We start from the raw sequence: 19,399 nt of genomic DNA on the forward strand, positions 1-19,399 counted from the left end.
CTTATCGGGAAAGCGTAATCAGGTCAAATGAGGGCCTCAGCCGAGGTTATTGTGCTGTTTTTGCTGCTAAGGTTATGAATTAAAAAGATAAAGAGGTTTAAATTATGGTGCTTTAGCCGGTGGCGATCGCCTGATAAATGTGAACTGACTCACTGTAGTGCAGCCGTCAGATCTCTGCACCATGCTGGTGAGTAGGGCTTTAACAGCATTTAATGCTGTTCCGCACCGCTGTTGCACAGCATGTATCTGTTTTTCTTATGTCCGATTATTTGAATGAAACAGCCGGGGGTTATAAGAAAAATTAATCGGGCTGGATGTGCTTAAAACAGCATTAAAGATGAATGAGTATTCATAAAAAGGAATGAGCCTGCGCAACAGAACGTCGACAGGATATTGAAAAAACACCGGGCAGAGGATGCGCCGTTTTTAGCGGCGGCCTTACAGATTATTCATTTGGCACACGCAGTCAAGGGTTTTAAGCCGGTTGTCATAAACGTCGCCGAACAACCGGGCCGATGCACCATAAAAGCGCACTACATCGCTTATCTTCCGCTGCGGCGTTGCGACGTCGGCCGGTTAATTACGCTATCATGAGGCTGTTTCTCTTCCAGGGAGTTTTTATGAAACAAATTCGGCTGTTGGCACAATATTACGTGGATTTGATGGTGAAGCTTGGACTGGTGCGGTTCTCGCTGCTGCTGGCCTCGGCGCTGGTGGTGCTGGCGATGATTGTCCAGATGGCGGTCACCATGGTACTGCGTGGGCATGTCGAGAGCATCGACATGGTGCGATCGGTGTTCTTCGGGCTGTTGATCACCCCGTGGGCGGTCTATTTCCTGTCGGTGGTGGTCGATCAGCTGGAGGAATCGCGACAGCGGCTGGCGAGGCTGGTGGATAAACTGGAAGAGATGCGCACCCGCGACCTGGAACTGAATCAGCAGATGAAAGAGACCATCACCCAGCTGAATCAGGAGATCACCGACCGTAAAAAGGCGGAGCAGGCGCGTGAGCAGGTGATGGATAAGCTGCGTGAAGAAGTGACGCGGCGCGAACAGGCGCAGATTGAACTGGAGCAGCAATCCTCCTTCCTGCGTTCGTTTCTTGATGCGTCGCCGGATCTGGTGTTCTATCGCAACATCGACAAACAGTTCTCCGGCTGTAACCGCGCGATGGAACTGCTGACCGGTAAAAGTGAAAAACAGCTTATCGGCCTGACGCCACGCGATATCTACGATGATGAAGCGGCCACTAAAGTGCTGGAAACCGATGAGAAAGTGTTCCGCCACAACGTCTCCCTGACTTATGAACAGTGGCTGCAATATCCGGACGGGCGCAAAGCCTGTTTTGAAATCCGCAAAGTGCCTTATTACGACCGCGTCGGCAAACGCAGCGGGCTGATGGGATTTGGCCGCGATATAACCGAGCGTAAGCGCTACCAGGACGCGTTAGAGAACGCCAGCCGGGAGAAGACCACCTTTATCTCTACTATCAGCCACGAGCTGCGTACGCCGCTTAACGGCATTGTCGGACTGAGCCGTATTCTGCTCGATACCGATCTGAATCAGGAACAGCTGAAATACCTGAAAACCATCCACGTCTCTGCCATCACGCTGGGCAACATCTTCAATGATGTGATTGAAGTGGACAAGATTGAGCGGCGTAAGGTGCAGCTGGATAATCAGCCGCTCGACTTCACCAGCTTCCTCGCCGATTTAGAAAACCTGTCCGGCCTGCTGGCGCAGCCAAAAGGGCTGAAGTTTGTCCTCGCACCACAGTTACCGTTGCCGCACATGATCTCCACCGACGGCACCCGTCTGCGGCAGATTTTGTGGAACCTGATTGGCAATGCCGTCAAGTTCACCCAGCAGGGCGAGATCGTAGTGCGGGTGGCGTATCAGCAGGATGAAACGCTGCGCTTTGAGGTACAGGATTCCGGTATGGGCATCCGCCAGGAGGAGCAGGACAAAATCTTCGCCATGTACTATCAGGTGAAGGATCAGCACGGCGGCAAACCGGCTACCGGCACCGGCATTGGCCTGGCGGTATCCCGCCGGCTGGCACAGGCGATGGGCGGCGATATCCGGGTGCAAAGCGCGCCGGGGCAGGGCTCCTGCTTCACCGTTGAGATCAAAGCGCCACGCATTGCTGAAGAGGTGGAAGATGAAGGCGTGGATGACAGCCTGCCTCTGCCGGCGCTGCACGTGCTGCTGGTGGAAGATATCGAACTGAACGTGATTGTGGCGCGCTCGGTGCTGGAGAAGCTGGGCTGCAGCGTCGAGGTGGCGATGACCGGCAGCGACGCGCTGGCGATGTTTGACCCGCTGGAGTTCGATCTGGTGCTGCTGGATATTCAGTTACCAGACATGACCGGTCTGGATGTGTCGCGGGCGATCCGCCAGCAGCACCAGGGCATCCATCTGCCGCCGCTGGTAGCATTGACCGCCAATGTGCTGAAGGACAAAAAAGAGTATTTCGATGCCGGAATGGATGATGTGCTCAGCAAGCCACTGGCGGTACCGGCGCTGACCGCCATCATCAAAAAGTTCTGGGATTATCAGGCGGAGCCGGAGGAGGCGTTGCCGCACGAAGCCGCAGATAAAAGCCAGACGCTGCTGGATATCCCGATGCTGGAGCAGTATCTCGATCTGGTCGGGCCGAGCCTGATTACCCAAAGCCTGACGATGTTTGAAAAGATGATGCCAGGCTATCTTGAAGTGCTCGAATCTAATCTGATGGCGCGCGATCAAAAAGGCATCGCCGAAGAGGGGCACAAAATCAAGGGCGCGGCGGGATCGGTAGGGTTACAACATCTGCAGCAGCTGGCGAAACAGATCCAGAGCCCGGAACTGCCAGCCTGGTGGGATAACGTGGTTGAATGGATTGATGAGCTGAAGCACGAGTGGCGACACGATGTGCAGGTATTGCGCGACTGGGTTGCGGAGCAGGAAGCGTCGTCCGCCAGAAAAAAATGACCCCAGCCGAGGCCGGGGTGCGCGAATACTGCGCCAACACCAGGGAAAAAGTAGCGGTTGCTATGCTTTGAGTAATAAACGCAGCCGCATGGTATTGGTTAACACTGCCTTCACCTTAGCAAATTCATCTTAACGTGTTAGAAGATTCATTAAAATGTGTGATGTTGAGCAGCGTTTAAATACAGAAAACATTAATTTGGCAACACAGTCAAGCAAGGAATCATTTTCTGCGTTGTATTGCGGTTATTTTAATCAGTTATCCCACTTTTTGCGCGCTTTTAACCCGGCGATAGCCGGGTTGCTGGCCCTGTTACCCCTTAAAGCGAAGCGGCGGACGAATCTGGGCCATTAATGCTGCTAACGCGCTGATATTGCTCGCCACCGGCGCAAAATGGCGTGATTTATCCAAAACGTTTTGGAAAGAGAAAAAAGATTTCGCTTATTTACGCTTCCACCCATCAGGTCGGACCTTAACCGGTGGCGAAAGCTTAAGCGACAGACGGTCAATGACCGCGTTATTCTGGCAAGAAATTTACCGGTTATCGGCATGATTTCGGCCAATTAGTGAAAAATACCGAAGACATAAAAACAGGATAGTTAAGCAATGCAAACCATTCAAATTAGTGCTTATTACTAATTATTAAGTGTTTATCTGGAAAGGTAATTAACGGTCGCGGCGAATGGAACCGATTCCTTTCTGACGGAAGTGCTTGAACTATTTCGATCTGTTGCAGCTTTTTAATGCAAAATGTCGACCTGATGTCTGGAAACTGCACGGTCATTTTCACCGATAAAGGCAATAAAAGGTTTCTTTGCGCACTGATTACGCGAGTAATTGATTAACGCCTGAAACAAGTATGGGAAGATTGCATGAGTAAGCATAAAGGAAGCGCCGGACAACGTATTAAACGGATTGCTGTGCGTATTATTCTGGCGTGGCTGGGCATCTGGCTGGCAGGGATTTTGCTGTTTTCATTTTTACCGGTGCCGTTCTCCGCGGTTATGGTTGAGCGCCAGCTCGGTGCCTGGCTTCGCGGCGACTTCAGCTATGTTGCCCATTCGGATTGGGTCGGACACGATGAAATTTCGCCGTGGATGGGCCTGGCGGTGATTGCGTCTGAAGATCAAAAGTTTCCGACCCACTGGGGATTTGACGTCGCGGCGATCGAGTCGGTGCTGGATAACAGCGATAGCCGGATGCGTGGTGCATCTACCCTGTCGCAGCAGACGGCCAAGAACCTGTTTCTGTGGGATGGGCGGAGCTGGGTGCGTAAAGGGCTGGAGGCGGGCCTGACGGTGGGCATTGAGACCGTCTGGACTAAGCGACGTATTCTGACCGTCTATCTGAATATCGCCGAATTCGGGCCTGGGGTGTTTGGTGTGGAGGCGGCGTCACAGCGCTATTTCCACAAGCCAGCCAGCCGATTGACGGCTGGCGAAGCGGCGTTGCTGGCCGCGGTGCTGCCTAATCCTATCCGCTTCCGTGCTGCAACGCCGTCTGGCTATGTACGGCAGCGGCAGCAGTGGATCCTGCGTCAGATGCGCCAGCTTGGCGGGGAAGGATTTTTACAGCGTAACCGGCTGGACTGAGGGTTAATCCTCGTCGAAACCCGCTTCAAACAGCTCAATGACCGCTGCCAGCGCCGGGATCTCTTCCGGCCCGCTGGCTTCGATTTCAATGTGGCCGCCCTGAGCTGAATCGAGCATCAGCAGCGCAATCACGCTGCTGGCTTCGGCTTCGGTGCCGGCTTCATTGCGCAGCAGCACTTCAGCGTCAAAGCTCTGTACCAGTTCAAACAGCTTCATTGCCGGTCGGGCATGCATACCCAGTTTATTTTTGATTTCGACAGTTTGCTTAACGGTCATGATTTACGCTTTTCCAACGTACGGTGACGTGACTGTACATTCTTGCCGCGTGAACGGAAGTAGTCCGCCAGCTGTTCTGCAATATAGACCGAACGATGTTTCCCGCCGGTACAGCCGATAGCGACAGTCAGATAACTGCGGTTGTTGGTTTCCAGCATCGGCAACCACAGTTCCAGATAACTGCGGGTCTGATAGATGAAGTTGTGCACTTCGGTATGGCGATCGAGAAAGGCAGCCACCGGACGATCGAGGCCGGTCATCGGGCGCAGCTTAGGGTCCCAGTGCGGATTCGGCAGGAAGCGCACGTCAAACACATAATCGGCATCAATCGGGATGCCGTGCTTGAAGCCAAACGACTCAAACACCATCGTCAGCTCACGTTCACGCTTGCCCAGCAGCCGGGTACGCAGCATCTCTGCCAGTTCGTGGACCGACATTTCTGAGGTATCGATGATCAGATCGGCCCGTGAACGCAGTGGCTCCAGCAAATCACTCTCTTCATCAATGGCACTTTCCAGCGACAGATTTTTACTGGAGAGCGGATGCAGACGGCGGGTGTCGCTGTAGCGGCGAATCAGGGTATTACGATCGGCATCAAGAAACAGCAACTGGGGTGAAAATGAGTCGGGCAGGTTATTCAGCGCGGTTTCAAAAATCTCAGGGGATTCAGGCATGTTGCGTACGTCGATGCTCACCGCTGCCGAGATGTTGCGCTCCGCCAGCGAGTTGGCCAACTCGGGCAATAGCACCACCGGCAGGTTATCGACGCAGTAAAAACCCATATCTTCCAGCGCGCGTAGCGCCACTGACTTCCCCGAGCCTGACCGACCGCTCACGATCATCAGCACCATGACCTTCTCTCCCGTTTTAAAACCGGCACGCGGCCGGTAAAGACGCTTTACTGCTCTGACTGGCCTTCTGTGATAATGGCATAGAGCTCTTCATCACTTTGCGCGGCGCGCAGACGGCGACAGACGGTTTTATCCGCCAGACGCTTCGCCACCAGTGAAAGGGTGTGCAGGTGAGTTTTGCACTGGTCAGCCGGTACCAGCAGGGCAAACAACAGATCGACCGGCTGATTATCAACGGCATCAAACGCGATCGGCTGTTCAAGGCTGATAAACACCCCGACAGCACGTAGCGTATCCTCTTCCAGTTTACCGTGTGGAATGGCAATGCCGTTGCCAATACCGGTACTGCCCATGCGTTCACGGGTGAGGATCGCTTCAAAAAGCGTCTGGTGCGGCAGGTTGAGCTGCTTAGCGGCCAGTTCGCTGATGATTTCCAGCGCGCGTTTTTTGCTCTGGCAGTGTACGCCGCTGCGGGTGCAGTCAGGCGAAAGCACTGTGCTCAATTCCAGTGTTAGATCGTTGTTCATTATCGTTTCACTTGCGAGTTAACCTGGCCATCAGCCACCAGCGTATCATGATGCTGGCAGTAAATGGCGCTTGCTTAGATGACAAAACGGGGCGGATTATCCGCCCCATCCTGTCGGCTCTGCGCGGCAGGCGCGCGTAGCTAGCGTGAAGGTTAGTGTTTTTTCAGTTTATCTTTGTGTTTGGTCAGCTGACGGGCGAGCTTGTCGATCAACCCGTCAATCGCCGCATACATATCTTCCGCTTCGGACGTGGCGTGCAGCTCGCCACCGTTTATGTGCAGCGTTGCGTCAGCCACCTGGGTGACTTTCTCAACTTTCAGCACAATATAAACCTGATTGATATGTTCGAAATAGTGTTCCAGTTTGGCAAATTTACCGCTGACGAAATCGCGCAGTGGTGCGGTGATTTCAACATTTTGCCCGGTAAGGTTCAGCTGCATAGGTCTTCCTTCTCATTTCTGTCAAACCAGCTGTTTGCGCTGGTTCGATGGCGGGATGGATAAAGACTCGCGGTATTTGGCGACGGTACGACGTGCCACCATGATCCCTTGATCAGATAACATGGAGGTGAGTTTACTGTCGCTCAAGGGTTTGGCTGGATTTTCCGCCGAGATTAATTTTTTCACCAGTGCGCGAATGGCTGTCGATGAGGCTTCGCCGCCACCTTCAGTATTCACGTGACTGGAGAAAAAGTACTTCAGTTCAAAAATGCCTCGCGGACTGTGCAGATACTTTTGCGTAGTGACGCGGGAAATGGTCGATTCGTGCATCTCAACCGCCTGGGCGATATCGGCCAGCACCATCGGGCGCATAAACTCTTCGCCCTGTTCAAAGAAGGCCTGCTGCTGCTCGACAATACAGCGTGTCACTTTCAGCAGCGTATCGTTGCGGCTTTCCAGGCTTTTAATCAGCCAGCGCGCTTCCTGCAGGTTGCTGCGAATGAACTGACTGTCGCTGTCGTTACGCGTCGCCCCGCTCATGGCGGCATACTGCTGGTTGATCTTGAGGCGCGGGACGCTGTCGGCGTTCAGTTCAACCGTCCAGCGGCTGCCGACTTTCCGCACCAGCACGTCGGGGATCACATATTCCGGTTCGCCGGTATTAATTGACTGACCGGGACGCGGGTCCAGCGACTGAATTAACATCATCGCCTCTTTCAGCACCTCTTCTTTGAGGCGCGTCACCCGCATCAGGCTGCGAAAATCGTGGTTGGCCAGCAGATCCAGATGTTCACTGACGATCAGGCGGGCTTCCGCCAGCATCGGCGTCTCGGGCGCATATTGCGACAGCTGCACCAGCAGACAGTCGCGCAGATCGCGCGCACCGACGCCAACCGGATCAAAGCGCTGAATGCGTTTCAGCACCGCTTCGACTTCATCGGCCTCAAGCTCATCGTTGCCGATGCTGTCGAGGATCTCGTCAAGCGAAACGGTGAGGTATCCGGTATCGTCGATCGCATCCACGATCGAAGTGGCAATGGCGCGGTCAGTATCGCTAAATGGCGTTAGCTCAACCTGCCACATCAGGTAATCCTGCAGTGACTGGGTGGTTTCGCCCTGATAAACCGGTAACTCATCATCCTGATAATCGGTACCGGTCCCGGATGGCGTGCCGGCGGTGTAGATTTCATCCCAGGTCGCGTCCAGCGGCAGCTCGTCAGGCATCTCTTTCTGCTCAAGCGCTTCACGGGTATCCAGCGCTTCGCCTTCGGGAGCCTCACGAGAGTCGATTTCATCATGCAGGTCGGTTTGTTCAAGCAGCGGATTACTTTCCAGTGCCAGCTGTAACTCCTGCTGGAGTTCAAGCGTAGAGAGTTGCAGCAGACGAATCGCCTGCTGCAACTGCGGTGTCATCGCCAGCTGTTGGCTGAGCCTGAGTTGCAAACCTTGCTTCATAGACAGGATGGTAGTTCCCAGGTAAACATCAGTATTTACGACACCTTATCAGAGTCTGAACTCTTCACCCAAATAAACCCGCTTAACCTGCTCATCTGCCAGAATTTCATTCGGCGTACCGTGCGCGATCAGGTGGCCCTGACTGACGATATATGCCCGTTCGCACACCGCTAAGGTTTCGCGCACGTTATGGTCGGTAATCAACACGCCAAGGCCGCTGTCACGCAAATGCTCAATGATTTTCTTGATGTCGATGACCGAGATCGGGTCGACACCCGCAAACGGTTCATCCAGCAGGATAAATTTAGGGTTGGCGGCCAGCGCGCGGGCGATCTCGACCCGGCGACGTTCACCGCCGGAGAGCGCCTGACCCATGCTGTCGCGCAGGTGCTCAATGTGAAACTCTTCCATCAGCTCGTTGGCGCGATCCTGACGCTGCTCTTCGGTGAGGTCGTCACGGATTTGCAGAACCGCCATCAGGTTATCGTAGACGCTGAGGCGACGGAAAATAGAGGCCTCCTGCGGCAGATAGCCGATACCGCGACGCGCACGGGCATGCAGCGGCAGGATACTGATATCTTCGTCATCGATAATAATGCGGCCCGCATCGCGCGGCACAATGCCGACCACCATGTAAAAGGTGGTGGTTTTACCGGCACCGTTGGGACCCAGCAGGCCGACAATCTCGCCGGACTTTACCTGCAGACTGACATCTTCTACCACGCGACGGCCTTTATATGCCTTCGCCAGGTTTTCTGCGATTAATGTGGCCATAGCTATCAGTTACTCTTCTTTCCGCTGTTGGACGAACCTTTATCCTGCAGTTGCGACGGCACCAGCACGGTGGTGACGCGCTTATTCTGGCCCTGGCTGTAAGCCTGCATTTTCTGCTCTTTCACCAGATAGGTAATGCGATCGCCCTTGATGTTGCTGTCCTGCTGCTCAATGAAGGCGTTGCCGGTCAGTTCAACAAAGTCGTTAGCCAGTTCATAGTGCAGTTTTGCCGCATGGCCCTGCACCGGTTTGCCGCTGTCCTGCATCTGGTAGAAGGTGGCAGGATTGCCGTACGCATCGACGATGGTTTTCTTGCTGTCGCCGCCCGGACGGGTCACCACCACTTTATCAGCGGTGATTTTGATCGAACCCTGAGTGACGATAACGTTGCCGGTAAAGGTCGCGACATTGCCCTGCAGATCCAGCGCCTGGTTCTGCGAGTCAATATTGACGGGCTTATCCGAGTCACCGGTCAGGGCCAGCGCAGGCACGCTGCTCGCCAGCAGCATGCTGGCGAGTAAAAGCTTAAGGCTATTTTTGTTCATTTTGAATTTCATAAGAAGTTTTGACCTTTTCGATTAACTCGGCGTTTTTTGTCCGTAAATTGCCGCGCATTTTCATGCCGGTGGAGTTAAAACTGCGGCCATACAGCGTCACCTGGTCGTCAGAGGTAACGTCCTGAGTGACAAGGTTAACCTGCGCATTGTCGGTTTTGACCCGGTCAAGCTGGGAATCCTGTGTCAGCGTATTCAGTTCCACATGACCATACAGATAAAGCATACGATCTTTGGTGAGCTTTGCTTTGTCGGCACGGAGTGTCCAGGTCGGCACTTTATTTTCGTCGTAGGTGGTCATCACCGGATTATCGAACCAGCTCAGTTCCTGATCCGAAAAGTAGGTCACTTTATCGGAAACCAGCTTATACGACAGTGCACCCTGTGGGTTATAAACCACGGTGTGGGAATCCGCACTGGTATAGGTCGGTGCCTGGTTATCGGTGGCAACCGGCGTATTCTCATCCTGGTTGGTAAGATTCCAGCCGATTAAAACCAGTGCAATCAAGGTCAGAATCAGCGTCATCCAACGCCTGCTTTTACTCATACTGATTGCCCTTTGGCATCCTCAAATTTGTCCTGCGACATTAAGATCAGGTCGCAAACTTCACGTACCGCGCCACGTCCGCCCGCAATGCGCGTCACGTAGTGCGCGCGCGGCAACAGCACCGGATGTGCATCCGCAACCGCCACGCTTAATCCCACTTTTGCCATCACCGGCCAGTCGATCAGGTCGTCACCAATATAGGCGACCTGTTGATCGGAAAGAGACAGTTTATCCAGAAGTTCGCCATAGGCCAAAAGCTTATCCGATTGTCCCTGATAAAGATGACGAATGCCGAGCGTTTTACAGCGATCTTCCATCAGGCGGGCATTCCGGCCGGTAATAATAGCCACTTCCACATCTGAGGTCAGCAGGCAACGAATACCGTAGCCGTCGCGCACATTAAACGCCTTCAGCTCTTCACCATTATTGCCCATGTAGATCACCCCGTCGGACATCACGCCATCGACGTCGCAAATCAGCAGGCGAATCTGGCTGGCGCGAGCCATCACCTCGGCGCTGACCGGGCCATAGCAGGTATCAATCGGGGGAGTTGCCAGTTGCATTGTCTTTTCCTGTTCAGACTACGCCAGCGCGCAGCATGTCATGCATATGTACCACACCGAGCAGATGGTCGTCATCGGCGACCAGGATCGAGGTAATGTTTTTGGTTTGCATCAGGTTGAGCGCTTCAACCGCCAGCATGTTCGGCCGCACGCGAATGCCGCCTGGCGTCATCACTTCACCTATGGTGGCGCGCTGGAAATCGATACCCATATCGAAGATGCGGCGCAGGTCACCATCGGTAAAGATGCCTTCAATCTTCATCAGGTCGTCAACAATCACCGTCAACCCGAGGTTTTTGCGGGTAATTTCCAGCAGCGCATCACGCAGCGAGGCATCGCGCGTGACGTGCGGCAGTTCATCGCCGCTGTGCATGATATCGGCCACGTGCAGCAGCAGTTTACGTCCGAGTGCGCCGCCGGGGTGGGAGAGCGCAAAGTCTTCGGCGGTGAAGCCGCGCGCTTCCAGCAGTGAAACGGCCAGCGCATCGCCCATTACCAGCGTGGCGGTAGTGCTGCTGGTGGGAGCCAGACCGAGCGGGCACGCCTCCTGCGGGACACTGACGCACAGATGCACATCGGCAGCCCGGGCCATCGCACTTTCTGGCCGGCCGGTCATGCAGATCAGGGTGATATTCTGCCGCTTTAGCACCGGAATCAGCGCGAGAATTTCATTCGACTCGCCGCTGTTGGAGATGGCAATCACCACGTCATTCTTGCTGACCATGCCGAGATCGCCATGGCTGGCTTCCGCCGGATGAACGAAAAAGGCGGGCGTGCCGGTGCTGGCAAAGGTGGCGGCCATTTTTTTGCCAATGTGGCCTGACTTGCCCATCCCCATCACCACCACTTTACCCTGGCAGGCGTAAATCCGGGCGCAGGCGCGGGCAAAATCGTCGTTAATGTACTGATCGAGCTGCTCCAGACCTTCGCGCTCGATGCGCAATACCGCTTTGCCTGCGCGCTGGAAATCAAAAACTGCCGGTTGCTGATATGACATGGTCAGTCTGTCCTTGTTAGCCGTCCATGAACGCTGGCTGTACCCACAGCAGCGTCACCCAGACGAAGAAACCACAGAGTAAAAGTGCGCCTGCCGTACGGCCAACGCGTCGGCGACGTAACAGGCAGAGCAGGGCGAACAGTACGCTGACGCCGAGCATCACCCAGTAATCACGGGCGAACGCGTGGTAATCGATGCTGCCAGGATGCATCAGCGCCGGCAGGCCGAGTACGATAGCAATATTATAAATGTTGGCGCCGATCAGGTTACCGATCGCGATATCATCTTCGCCTTTCAGCGCACCAGCAATCACCGTCGCCAGCTCGGGCAGGCTGGTGCCGACGGCAATCAGCGTCAGACCCATCACCAGTTCACTGACGCCAAAATAGTCGGCAAACACCGTGGCGTTGTCGATCACCATCCGGGTCGACATCGGCAGGATAATCAGGGCGACGGCCAGCCAGAGAAACGCCACCGTGTTGCCGCTCTCTTCGCGCGGTAATTCCGCCAGCTGTTCACGGGTCAGGGTGTCGTTGTTATCACGCTCCGCTTTACGCGCAATGCGGATCACCACCATCAGATAAACCGCGGCGATGGCGATCAATCCAATGCCATCCAGTCGGCTAAGCTGGTTATCAAACAGCATAAAACCGCTGAGCAACGTCACCAGCAGCATTAAAGGGAGTTCACGACGAATCAGATTAGAGTGTACGCTGAGTGGATGCATTAACGCAGCGGCACCCAGGATCAGTAAAATGTTGGTAATATTCGAGCCCAGCGCGGTACCGACAGCAAGATCCATCTGGCCATGCTGCGCGGCCGAGAAGGAGAGAATCATCTCGGGCAACGAGGTGCCGATGCTGACGACGGTCATGCCAATGATCAAGGGTGGAATACCAAACGATCGACAGAGTATCGAGGCGCTAAACACCAGACGATCGGCACCATAAGCCAGTAAAAGCAAACCGATAATCAGCAGTGCAGAAGCTACGAACATGAAAAATCCTTGCGTAAAAACCCCAGCCCGGCACGCCTTGTCCGGCGGGTTTCAGGTTCTGTGCGATATAACAGGCGCTGATTTTGACCGTCTGAAAGGCAAAAGTAAATTTAATGGCCGTTTTCGCCAAATGTTAGCGGTAAGTTTCTGTAAAGCTATCGTGAATCAGGACCGAACAGGCTACCATCGTAACCCATGTTTACGCCCGATCCTTACAAGAGGTAATAATGATCCAGCAGCAGACGAATCTGGTCGAGGTTCGTGGCGTGAGTTTTTCGCGCGGAGATCGCCAAATCTTCGATGACATTTCGTTGACCGTACCGAAAGGCAAAGTGACAGCGATAATGGGACCTTCGGGGATCGGTAAAACCACTCTGCTACGCTTGATTGGGGGTCAGCTTCAGCCGACCCGTGGCGAAATCTATTTCCGTGGCGAAAACATCCCGTCATTATCTCGCGCTAAGTTGTATGAGGCGCGTAAAAAAATGAGCATGCTGTTCCAGTCAGGCGCGCTGTTTACCGACTTAACGGTGTATGAAAATGTCGCCTGGCCGCTGCGTGAACACACCCGCCTGCCGGCTCCGTTACTGCACAGTACGGTGTTAATGAAGCTGGAAGCGGTCGGTCTGCGTGGCGCCGCCCAGCTGAAACCAGCTGAGCTGTCGGGCGGAATGGCGCGGCGCGTTGCGCTGGCGCGTGCCATTGCCTTAGAACCTGAACTGATTATGTTCGACGAACCCTTTGTCGGACAGGACCCGATTACCATGGGCGTGCTGGTTAAGCTGATTGATGAACTTAACCACGCGCTGGGACTGACCTGTATTGTGGTGTCGCACGACGTACCGGAAGTATTAAGTATTGCGGACTACGCCTATATCGTGGCCGGGCAGAAAATTATCGCACACGGCACCACGCCGGAACTGCGAGAAAACAACGATCCGCGTGTCCGCCAGTTTATTGATGGAGAAGCGGATGGTCCGGTTCCATTCCGTTTTCCTGCCGGCGACTATCTCGCTGATTTAACCGGCTCAGGGAGTAACTAAACTGATGGTGTTGAAGGCGCTGGCGACATTTGGACGTCAGGGAATTGAAACGTGCGCCAGTTTTGGCCGCGCAGGATTAATGCTGTTTCATGCGCTGGTGGGCAAACCAGCGTTCCGCAGACACACGCCGCTACTGATTAAGCAACTGTATAGCGTCGGCGTGCTGTCGCTGCTGATCATCGTGGTTTCCGGTCTGTTTATCGGCATGGTGCTTGGCCTTCAGGGTTACCTGGTCTTAACCACTTACGGCGCAGAAACCAGTCTCGGTATGCTGGTGGCGCTGTCATTGCTGCGTGAACTGGGACCGGTGGTGACCGCGCTGCTGTTCGCCGGACGGGCCGGGTCCGCGCTGACCGCCGAAATCGGCCTGATGAAAGCCACCGAACAGCTCTCCAGTATGGAGATGATGGCGGTTGACCCGTTACGACGGGTGGTGTCGCCGCGTTTCTGGGCCGGTTTTATCAGCATGCCGCTGCTGACGCTGATTTTCACCGCGGTGGGTATCGCCGGTGGGGCGCTGGTCGGCGTGAGCTGGAAAGGGATTGATCCTGGTTTCTTCTGGTCGGCGATGCAGAATGCCGTTGATTTTCGTACCGATGTCGTTAACTGCCTGATTAAAAGCGCGGTGTTTGCTATCACCGTAACGTGGATAGCGCTGTTTAACGGCTATGATGCGATTCCAACCTCTGAAGGGATCAGTCGCGCGACGACGCGCACCGTGGTGCACGCGTCACTGGCGGTGCTCGGATTGGATTTTGTGCTGACAGCACTGATGTTTGGGAATTGATGCAATGCAAAGCAAAAAAAGCGAAATCTGGGTTGGCATTTTCATGATCATGGCGTTACTGGCTGCGCTGTTTCTTGCGCTGCGCGTCGCCGATTTAAAGTCGATGGGCACCGAGCCGACGTGGAAGCTCTACGCGACCTTTGACAATATTGGCGGCCTGAAAGCCAGTTCGCCGGTAAAAATTGGCGGCGTGGTGATTGGCCGGGTAACCGATATTGAACTGGAACCGAAAACGCTGCTGCCGCGTGTCACCATGGACATCAGCGATCAGTACGCTAATAAAATTTCAGACACCAGTTCGCTGGCGATCCGGACACAAGGATTGCTGGGGGAACAATTTCTGGCGCTTAACTTAGGCTTTGACGATCCTGAACTGGGTTCGTCGATGCTGAAAGATGGCGACACGTTACGTGATACCAAGTCGGCGATGGTACTGGAAGACCTGATTGGTCAGTTCCTCTACAAGAGCGGCGACAACAAACAAAATAATGACAGTAAGGATGCGCAGGGCAGCGAGAATGCCGCACCTGCGGTACCGGCTCAACCTTAAAACAAGAGGGTATACTATGTTTAAACGTTTACTGATGATTGCCATGCTGGTGGTGGCGGTGCCGCTGACGGCCAATGCGGCAGCCGACCAGAGCAATCCCTACAAACTGATGAACGAAGCGGCGCAGAAGACCTTTACCCGTCTTAAGAATGAGCAGCCGAAAATCAAGCAGGACCCGAACTACCTGCGCGACATCGTACGTCAGGAACTGCTGCCGTATGTGCAGATTAAATATGCCGGCGCACTGGTGCTGGGCCGCTACTACCGCGACTCTACTCCTGCACAGCGTGAAGCCTACTTCAGCGCCTTTGGTGATTATCTGGCACAGGCTTACGGCCAGGCCTTAGCGTTGTATCACGGTCAGACCTACCAGATTCAGCCTGAACAGCCGTTAGGCGACGCTAAAATTGTCGCAATCCGCGTTTCGATTATCGACCCGAATGGCCGTCCTCCGGTTCGCCTCGACTTCCAGTGGCGCAAGAACAGTCAGACCGGCAACTGGCAGGCGTATGACATGATCGCCGAAGGTGTCAGCATGATCACCACCAAGCAAAATGAGTGGAGCGATCTGTTACGTACCAAAGGCATTGATGGCCTGACCGCGCAGCTGAAATCATCCGCGGCGCAGCCGATTACGCTGGATAAACAGCAATAATGCGCGAATCGTTAAGCTGGCAGCGTGAAGCTAGCACGCTATTACTGAAAGGCGAGCTGGACCGCGATACGCTGCTCAGCCTGTGGCAGCAGCGCGACACGCTGATCAAAAATGTTGATATTATTGATGTCGCCGCGCTGGAGCGGGTCGATTCCTCCGGGCTGGCGCTGCTGGTGCATCTGCGTGAAATCGCCCGGGCCCAGGGCATTACTCCCCGGTTCGCCGGCATCAGCGACAAACTGCAGTCGCTGATTACCCTTTACAATCTGCAACAGATTATTGTTTCTGCGGATAAAAGCGCCTGATTTCCGGTCGTTACGCTAAGCCCCTGTTTTACACAGGGGCTTTTGCGTATTTAAGAGTCAGCCGCTTTCCTCTAAGATGTCTCCCTTATTATTATCAGGTGAAGTTAAGCGCAATGGAAAACAGTGAAATTCAGGCCGTGCTGATGGCAGCATTGCCTTTAGATGAAGTGCATGTGATGAGCAATGATGGCAGCCACTTTCAGGTTATCGCCGTCGGCGAACTGTTTGGTGAGCTGAGCCGCGTTAAGAAGCAGCAGGCTGTTTACGCGCCGCTGATGGAGTTCATCGCGGATAACCGCATTCATGCTGTCTCCATCAAAACCTATACTCCCGCTGAATGGGCGCGTGACCGTAAACTCAACGGTTTCTGATCCGTCAGCCTGGTGAACTCGCCGTGCGCGAGTCCGACCTTTAGCTAGTTAATTGAGAGCCGTGTTAATGGACAAATTTCGTGTGCAAGGCCCCACCCGCTTAAGTGGTGAAGTAACCATTTCCGGGGCGAAGAACGCCGCGCTGCCTATTCTGTTTGCTGCCCTGCTGGCTGAAGAGCCGGTCGAGATCCAGAATGTGCCGAAGCTGCGCGATATCGATACCACCATGAAGCTGCTGAGCCAGCTGGGTGCGAAGGTGGAGCGCAACGGTTCTGTGCATGTCGATGCCAGCGCGGTGGACGTATTCTGTGCCCCTTACGATCTGGTGAAAACCATGCGCGCCTCGATCTGGGCGCTGGGCCCGCTGGTGGCGCGTTTTGGTCAGGGACAGGTTTCCCTGCCGGGTGGCTGCGCGATTGGCGCGCGTCCGGTCGACCTGCATATTACCGGCCTTGAGCAGCTGGGTGCCGAGATCAAACTGGAAGAGGGCTACGTTAAAGCGTCAGTCAACGGCCGTCTGAAAGGCGCGCTGATCGTGATGGACAAAATCAGCGTCGGTGCGACCGTCACCATCATGAGCGCCGCGACGCTGGCGACCGGCACGACGGTGATTGAGAATGCCGCCCGTGAGCCAGAAATTGTCGATACCGCCAACTTCCTGAATACCCTTGGCGCAAAAATCAGCGGCGCAGGCACCGATAAAATCACCATCGAAGGCGTTGAACGTCTGGGTGGCGGAGTTTACCGCGTACTGCCGGACCGTATTGAAACCGGCACCTTCCTGGTAGCGGCCGCCATTTCAGGTGGCAAAGTGGTGTGTCATAAAACGCAGCCCGATACGCTGGATGCCGTCCTGGCGAAACTGCGTGACGCGGGTGCGGATATCGAAACCGGTGAAGACTGGATCAGCCTGGATATGCACGGCAAGCGGCCAAAAGCGGTTAACGTCCGCACCGCACCGCATCCGGGTTTCCCAACCGATATGCAGGCGCAGTTCACGCTGCTTAACCTGGTCGCGGAAGGCACCGGCCTGATCACCGAAACCATCTTTGAAAACCGCTTCATGCACATCCCGGAATTAATTCGTATGGGTGCGCACGCGGAAATTGAGAGCAATACCGCGATTTGCCACGGCGTTGAAACGCTGTCTGGCGCGCAGGTAATGGCCACCGATTTACGTGCGTCTGCCAGCCTGGTATTGGCGGGTTGCATCGCGGAAGGCACCACGCTGGTCGATCGTATCTATCATATCGATCGTGGCTATGAACACATCGAAGATAAACTGAAAGCGATGGGTGCAAACATTGAGCGCGTGAGCGGCGACGAGTAATCCCGCTTTGCGGCAAGACCATGAGCCAGCTCCGGCATCCGGAGCTGGTTTTTTTTCGCCGGGTAAGAACTAAAGATCGCTGTGATCGGTAGGTTGATCGGGCAGCGATCGGATCCGTTTCTTACGATCCAGCAGGCAATGCGTATCGGCATCGTAGTAGCGGCTGGGCCAGATCTCCGCGGGATGGATAGCAATCGCCTCGGCAATCAGCCACTCACCCTTGGGCCACGGTCGCGACAGCGCATTGGCCAGGGTAGATGAACTCAGGCCTGCCGAGCGTGACAGAGCGGCCAGAGTCGTGCCGCGCTTGTGTAAGGCGGCGATAATGTCGGCGGGATGCCAGTCTTCAATCCTTTTCTGCATAAACCTGTTCTCCTTTTCCGTGTTATTGCGTCACCCACACGGGCGACGGCTTTCCTTTTTGCAATGTTATCTGGAAAGTTAGTGGGATTTATAGCAAATAGATTCCATATGTTTCCAGTAAAATTTGGATCTTAAGCCAGATCTGCGTGAACCCGCGCAAAAGAGGTGCAACCAGAGAAAGAAGCGTGAAAGAAGTGGGAGCAGATAAACAAAAACGGAGCCAGGGCTGGCTCCGTCAGGGATTAGAAGTCGCGTTGAACGGACATGTGCGCCAGCGACTCCAGCGCGCTGCGCCACGGCGTTTCCGGCAGGATTTTCAATGCTTCAATGGCCTTATCCGCTTCCTGTTCCGCACGCTTGCGCGTCCATTCCAGCGAGCCGCACTGATTCATCGCTTCCAGCACCGGCTCCAGCAGATGCCGGCCATTGCCTTGCTCAATCGCTTCTCTGATCATTTTCGCCTGATCCGGCGATCCGTGCTGCATCGCATGCAGTAACGGCAGCGTCGGTTTCCCTTCACTCAGATCGTCGCCGGTATTTTTACCCAGCGTTTCACCGTCGGCACTGTAATCCAGTAAATCGTCAATTAACTGGAAAGCGGTACCCAGATAGCGTCCATAATCCTGCAGCGCTTTTTCCTCTTCCGGTGTGGCTTCAGCCAGAATCGCGGACGCCTGCGATGCGGCTTCGAACAGGCGCGCAGTCTTGCTGTAAATCACGCGCATGTAGCTCTCTTCCGTGATGTCAGGATCGTTCACGTTCATCAGCTGCAGCACTTCGCCTTCAGCAATCACGTTCACCGCTTCCGACATCAGCGCCAGAATGCGCAATGAGCCCATGCTGGTCATCATCTGGAAGGCGCGGGTGTAAATAAAATCACCGACCAGCACGCTCGCCGCATTGCCGAACGCCGCATTGGCGGTGGCTTTGCCACGACGCATATCGGATTCATCCACCACATCGTCATGCAACAGCGTGGCGGTATGGATAAATTCGATCAGCGCCGCATTGGTAACGTGCAGATCGCCCTTGTAACCCATGGCGCGTGCGGATAGCACGGCGATCATGGGGCGGATACGCTTGCCCCCACCACTGATGATGTAATAGCCCAACTGGTTGATGAGCGAGACATCTGAATTCAGCTGGTCGAGGATGGTCTGGTTAACGGCAGCCATATCCTGTGCGGTTAATTCATTAATCTGTTCTAAGTTCATTCGTCTTTTCAGCTATGACTCGTTTCTCTGCCATGGTAAGTGCTTTTACCCAGCCAGCGTTCAGGTAATCTGTTACTGATTGTACTTGAATTTTCTGGTTGAGGAACGTTTGCGTTCGGCCTGTGTTTTTTTTCTGCAAGAGAGTGCAAAGTGCTCTTGTCTTCTCCTGGAGTTTTGCGTAGAATTCGCGCCCTATTGTGAATATTTAGCGCGCCGCCTGATGAACTAAAAGGCAAGC

Annotated in this window: 22 protein-coding genes; 9 read left to right on the forward strand and 13 right to left on the reverse strand. The window is 54.5% G+C overall.

The genetic code is table 11. From position 1 onward, the window contains the following. Nucleotides 1-620 precede the first annotated feature (620 nt). Both arcB and mtgA read left to right on the forward strand, forming a co-directional pair. Nucleotides 621-2,972 (forward strand): aerobic respiration two-component sensor histidine kinase ArcB, encoded by a 2,352-nt coding sequence (gene arcB, locus FHW04_RS06575; RefSeq protein WP_089561297.1) that lies wholly within the window; start codon nucleotides 621-623, stop codon nucleotides 2,970-2,972. A gap of 870 nt (nucleotides 2,973-3,842) precedes the next feature. Continuing rightward, nucleotides 3,843-4,562 carry a monofunctional biosynthetic peptidoglycan transglycosylase gene (gene mtgA / locus FHW04_RS06580; RefSeq protein WP_089561298.1) on the forward strand — a complete coding sequence of 240 codons (720 nt, stop codon included), beginning with the start codon at nucleotides 3,843-3,845 and terminating at the stop codon, nucleotides 4,560-4,562. Nucleotides 4,563-4,565: 3 nt separating this feature from the next. Here mtgA and npr read toward each other — a convergent pair whose 3' ends face one another. The 11 genes from npr to FHW04_RS06635 all read right to left on the reverse strand — a co-directional run bounded on the left by npr (nucleotide 4,566) and on the right by FHW04_RS06635 (nucleotide 12,543). Beyond that, a complete protein-coding gene (npr, locus tag FHW04_RS06585; protein WP_031375452.1) occupies nucleotides 4,566-4,838 on the reverse strand; it encodes a PTS phosphocarrier protein NPr in 273 nt (90 codons plus the stop codon). Continuing rightward, a complete protein-coding gene (rapZ, locus tag FHW04_RS06590; RefSeq protein WP_003851114.1) occupies nucleotides 4,835-5,689 on the reverse strand; it encodes an RNase adapter RapZ in 855 nt (284 codons plus the stop codon). The genes npr and rapZ overlap by 4 nt, the downstream gene beginning before the upstream one ends. Before the next feature lie 47 nt (nucleotides 5,690-5,736). Beyond that, nucleotides 5,737-6,216, reverse strand: a complete 480-nt coding sequence (gene ptsN, locus FHW04_RS06595) for a PTS IIA-like nitrogen regulatory protein PtsN (protein ID WP_031375451.1) — start codon at nucleotides 6,214-6,216, stop codon at nucleotides 5,737-5,739. Nucleotides 6,217-6,368: 152 nt separating this feature from the next. After that, the gene (gene hpf, locus FHW04_RS06600; RefSeq protein WP_031375450.1) at nucleotides 6,369-6,656 is read right to left on the reverse strand and encodes a ribosome hibernation promoting factor; all 288 of its coding nucleotides are present in this window, start codon (nucleotides 6,654-6,656) and stop codon (nucleotides 6,369-6,371) included. 21 nt (nucleotides 6,657-6,677) lie between these two features. Continuing rightward, complete coding sequence (gene rpoN / locus FHW04_RS06605) at nucleotides 6,678-8,111, reverse strand: RNA polymerase factor sigma-54 (protein WP_046289153.1); 1,434 nt, start codon at nucleotides 8,109-8,111, stop codon at nucleotides 6,678-6,680. Nucleotides 8,112-8,159: 48 nt separating this feature from the next. Beyond that, nucleotides 8,160-8,885 (reverse strand): LPS export ABC transporter ATP-binding protein, encoded by a 726-nt coding sequence (lptB, locus tag FHW04_RS06610; RefSeq protein WP_031375449.1) that lies wholly within the window; start codon nucleotides 8,883-8,885, stop codon nucleotides 8,160-8,162. Between the two features lie 5 nt (nucleotides 8,886-8,890). After that, nucleotides 8,891-9,442, reverse strand: a complete 552-nt coding sequence (gene lptA / locus FHW04_RS06615) for a lipopolysaccharide ABC transporter substrate-binding protein LptA (protein WP_031375448.1) — start codon at nucleotides 9,440-9,442, stop codon at nucleotides 8,891-8,893. Continuing rightward, nucleotides 9,417-9,986: an LPS export ABC transporter periplasmic protein LptC gene (lptC, locus tag FHW04_RS06620; protein WP_031375447.1), complete on the reverse strand. Its 570-nt coding sequence runs from the start codon at nucleotides 9,984-9,986 to the stop codon at nucleotides 9,417-9,419. The genes lptA and lptC overlap by 26 nt, the downstream gene beginning before the upstream one ends. Continuing rightward, nucleotides 9,983-10,549 (reverse strand): 3-deoxy-manno-octulosonate-8-phosphatase KdsC, encoded by a 567-nt coding sequence (kdsC, locus tag FHW04_RS06625; protein WP_031375446.1) that lies wholly within the window; start codon nucleotides 10,547-10,549, stop codon nucleotides 9,983-9,985. Before kdsC ends, lptC begins: the two co-directional genes overlap by 4 nt. 13 nt (nucleotides 10,550-10,562) lie before the next feature. Next, on the reverse strand, nucleotides 10,563-11,546 hold the full coding sequence (gene kdsD, locus FHW04_RS06630; RefSeq protein WP_031375445.1) for an arabinose-5-phosphate isomerase KdsD: 984 nt from the start codon (nucleotides 11,544-11,546) through the stop codon (nucleotides 10,563-10,565). Between the two features lie 16 nt (nucleotides 11,547-11,562). Beyond that, nucleotides 11,563-12,543 carry a calcium/sodium antiporter gene (locus tag FHW04_RS06635; RefSeq protein WP_069728788.1) on the reverse strand — a complete coding sequence of 327 codons (981 nt, stop codon included), beginning with the start codon at nucleotides 12,541-12,543 and terminating at the stop codon, nucleotides 11,563-11,565. 227 nt (nucleotides 12,544-12,770) lie between these two features. Here FHW04_RS06635 and mlaF point away from each other — a divergent pair, with 227 nt between their 5' ends. The 7 genes from mlaF to murA all read left to right on the forward strand — a co-directional run bounded on the left by mlaF (nucleotide 12,771) and on the right by murA (nucleotide 17,584). Next, nucleotides 12,771-13,586, forward strand: a complete 816-nt coding sequence (mlaF, locus tag FHW04_RS06640) for a phospholipid ABC transporter ATP-binding protein MlaF (protein WP_031375443.1) — start codon at nucleotides 12,771-12,773, stop codon at nucleotides 13,584-13,586. Between the two features lie 4 nt (nucleotides 13,587-13,590). Further along, nucleotides 13,591-14,373, forward strand: coding sequence for a lipid asymmetry maintenance ABC transporter permease subunit MlaE (gene mlaE / locus FHW04_RS06645; protein ID WP_031375442.1), 783 nt, complete (start codon nucleotides 13,591-13,593; stop codon nucleotides 14,371-14,373). A 4-nt stretch (nucleotides 14,374-14,377) separates the two neighbouring features. Continuing rightward, nucleotides 14,378-14,923 carry an outer membrane lipid asymmetry maintenance protein MlaD gene (mlaD, locus tag FHW04_RS06650; protein WP_031375441.1) on the forward strand — a complete coding sequence of 182 codons (546 nt, stop codon included), beginning with the start codon at nucleotides 14,378-14,380 and terminating at the stop codon, nucleotides 14,921-14,923. A 16-nt stretch (nucleotides 14,924-14,939) separates the two neighbouring features. After that, complete coding sequence (mlaC, locus tag FHW04_RS06655; protein ID WP_031375440.1) at nucleotides 14,940-15,578, forward strand: phospholipid-binding protein MlaC; 639 nt, start codon at nucleotides 14,940-14,942, stop codon at nucleotides 15,576-15,578. After that, entirely contained in the window at nucleotides 15,578-15,883 is a 306-nt protein-coding gene (gene mlaB, locus FHW04_RS06660) for a lipid asymmetry maintenance protein MlaB (RefSeq protein WP_089561299.1), read from the forward strand. The genes mlaC and mlaB overlap by 1 nt, the downstream gene beginning before the upstream one ends. A gap of 113 nt (nucleotides 15,884-15,996) precedes the next feature. Continuing rightward, nucleotides 15,997-16,254, forward strand: a complete 258-nt coding sequence (gene ibaG, locus FHW04_RS06665) for a BolA family iron metabolism protein IbaG (RefSeq protein ID WP_010251880.1) — start codon at nucleotides 15,997-15,999, stop codon at nucleotides 16,252-16,254. A gap of 67 nt (nucleotides 16,255-16,321) precedes the next feature. Continuing rightward, the gene (gene murA / locus FHW04_RS06670) at nucleotides 16,322-17,584 is read left to right on the forward strand and encodes a UDP-N-acetylglucosamine 1-carboxyvinyltransferase (protein WP_031375438.1); all 1,263 of its coding nucleotides are present in this window, start codon (nucleotides 16,322-16,324) and stop codon (nucleotides 17,582-17,584) included. Nucleotides 17,585-17,653: 69 nt separating this feature from the next. On the opposite strand, the gene FHW04_RS06675 is transcribed toward murA, so the two are convergent. Then, on the reverse strand, nucleotides 17,654-17,947 hold the full coding sequence (locus FHW04_RS06675) for a helix-turn-helix domain-containing protein (protein ID WP_031375437.1): 294 nt from the start codon (nucleotides 17,945-17,947) through the stop codon (nucleotides 17,654-17,656). Nucleotides 17,948-18,189: 242 nt separating this feature from the next. Next, entirely contained in the window at nucleotides 18,190-19,161 is a 972-nt protein-coding gene (gene ispB, locus FHW04_RS06680) for an octaprenyl diphosphate synthase (protein ID WP_031375436.1), read from the reverse strand. Nucleotides 19,162-19,399 lie beyond the last annotated feature (238 nt).

The organism is Pantoea sp. AN62, assembly GCF_050432985.1.
Classification (GTDB): Bacteria; Pseudomonadota; Gammaproteobacteria; order Enterobacterales; family Enterobacteriaceae; genus Pantoea; species Pantoea brenneri.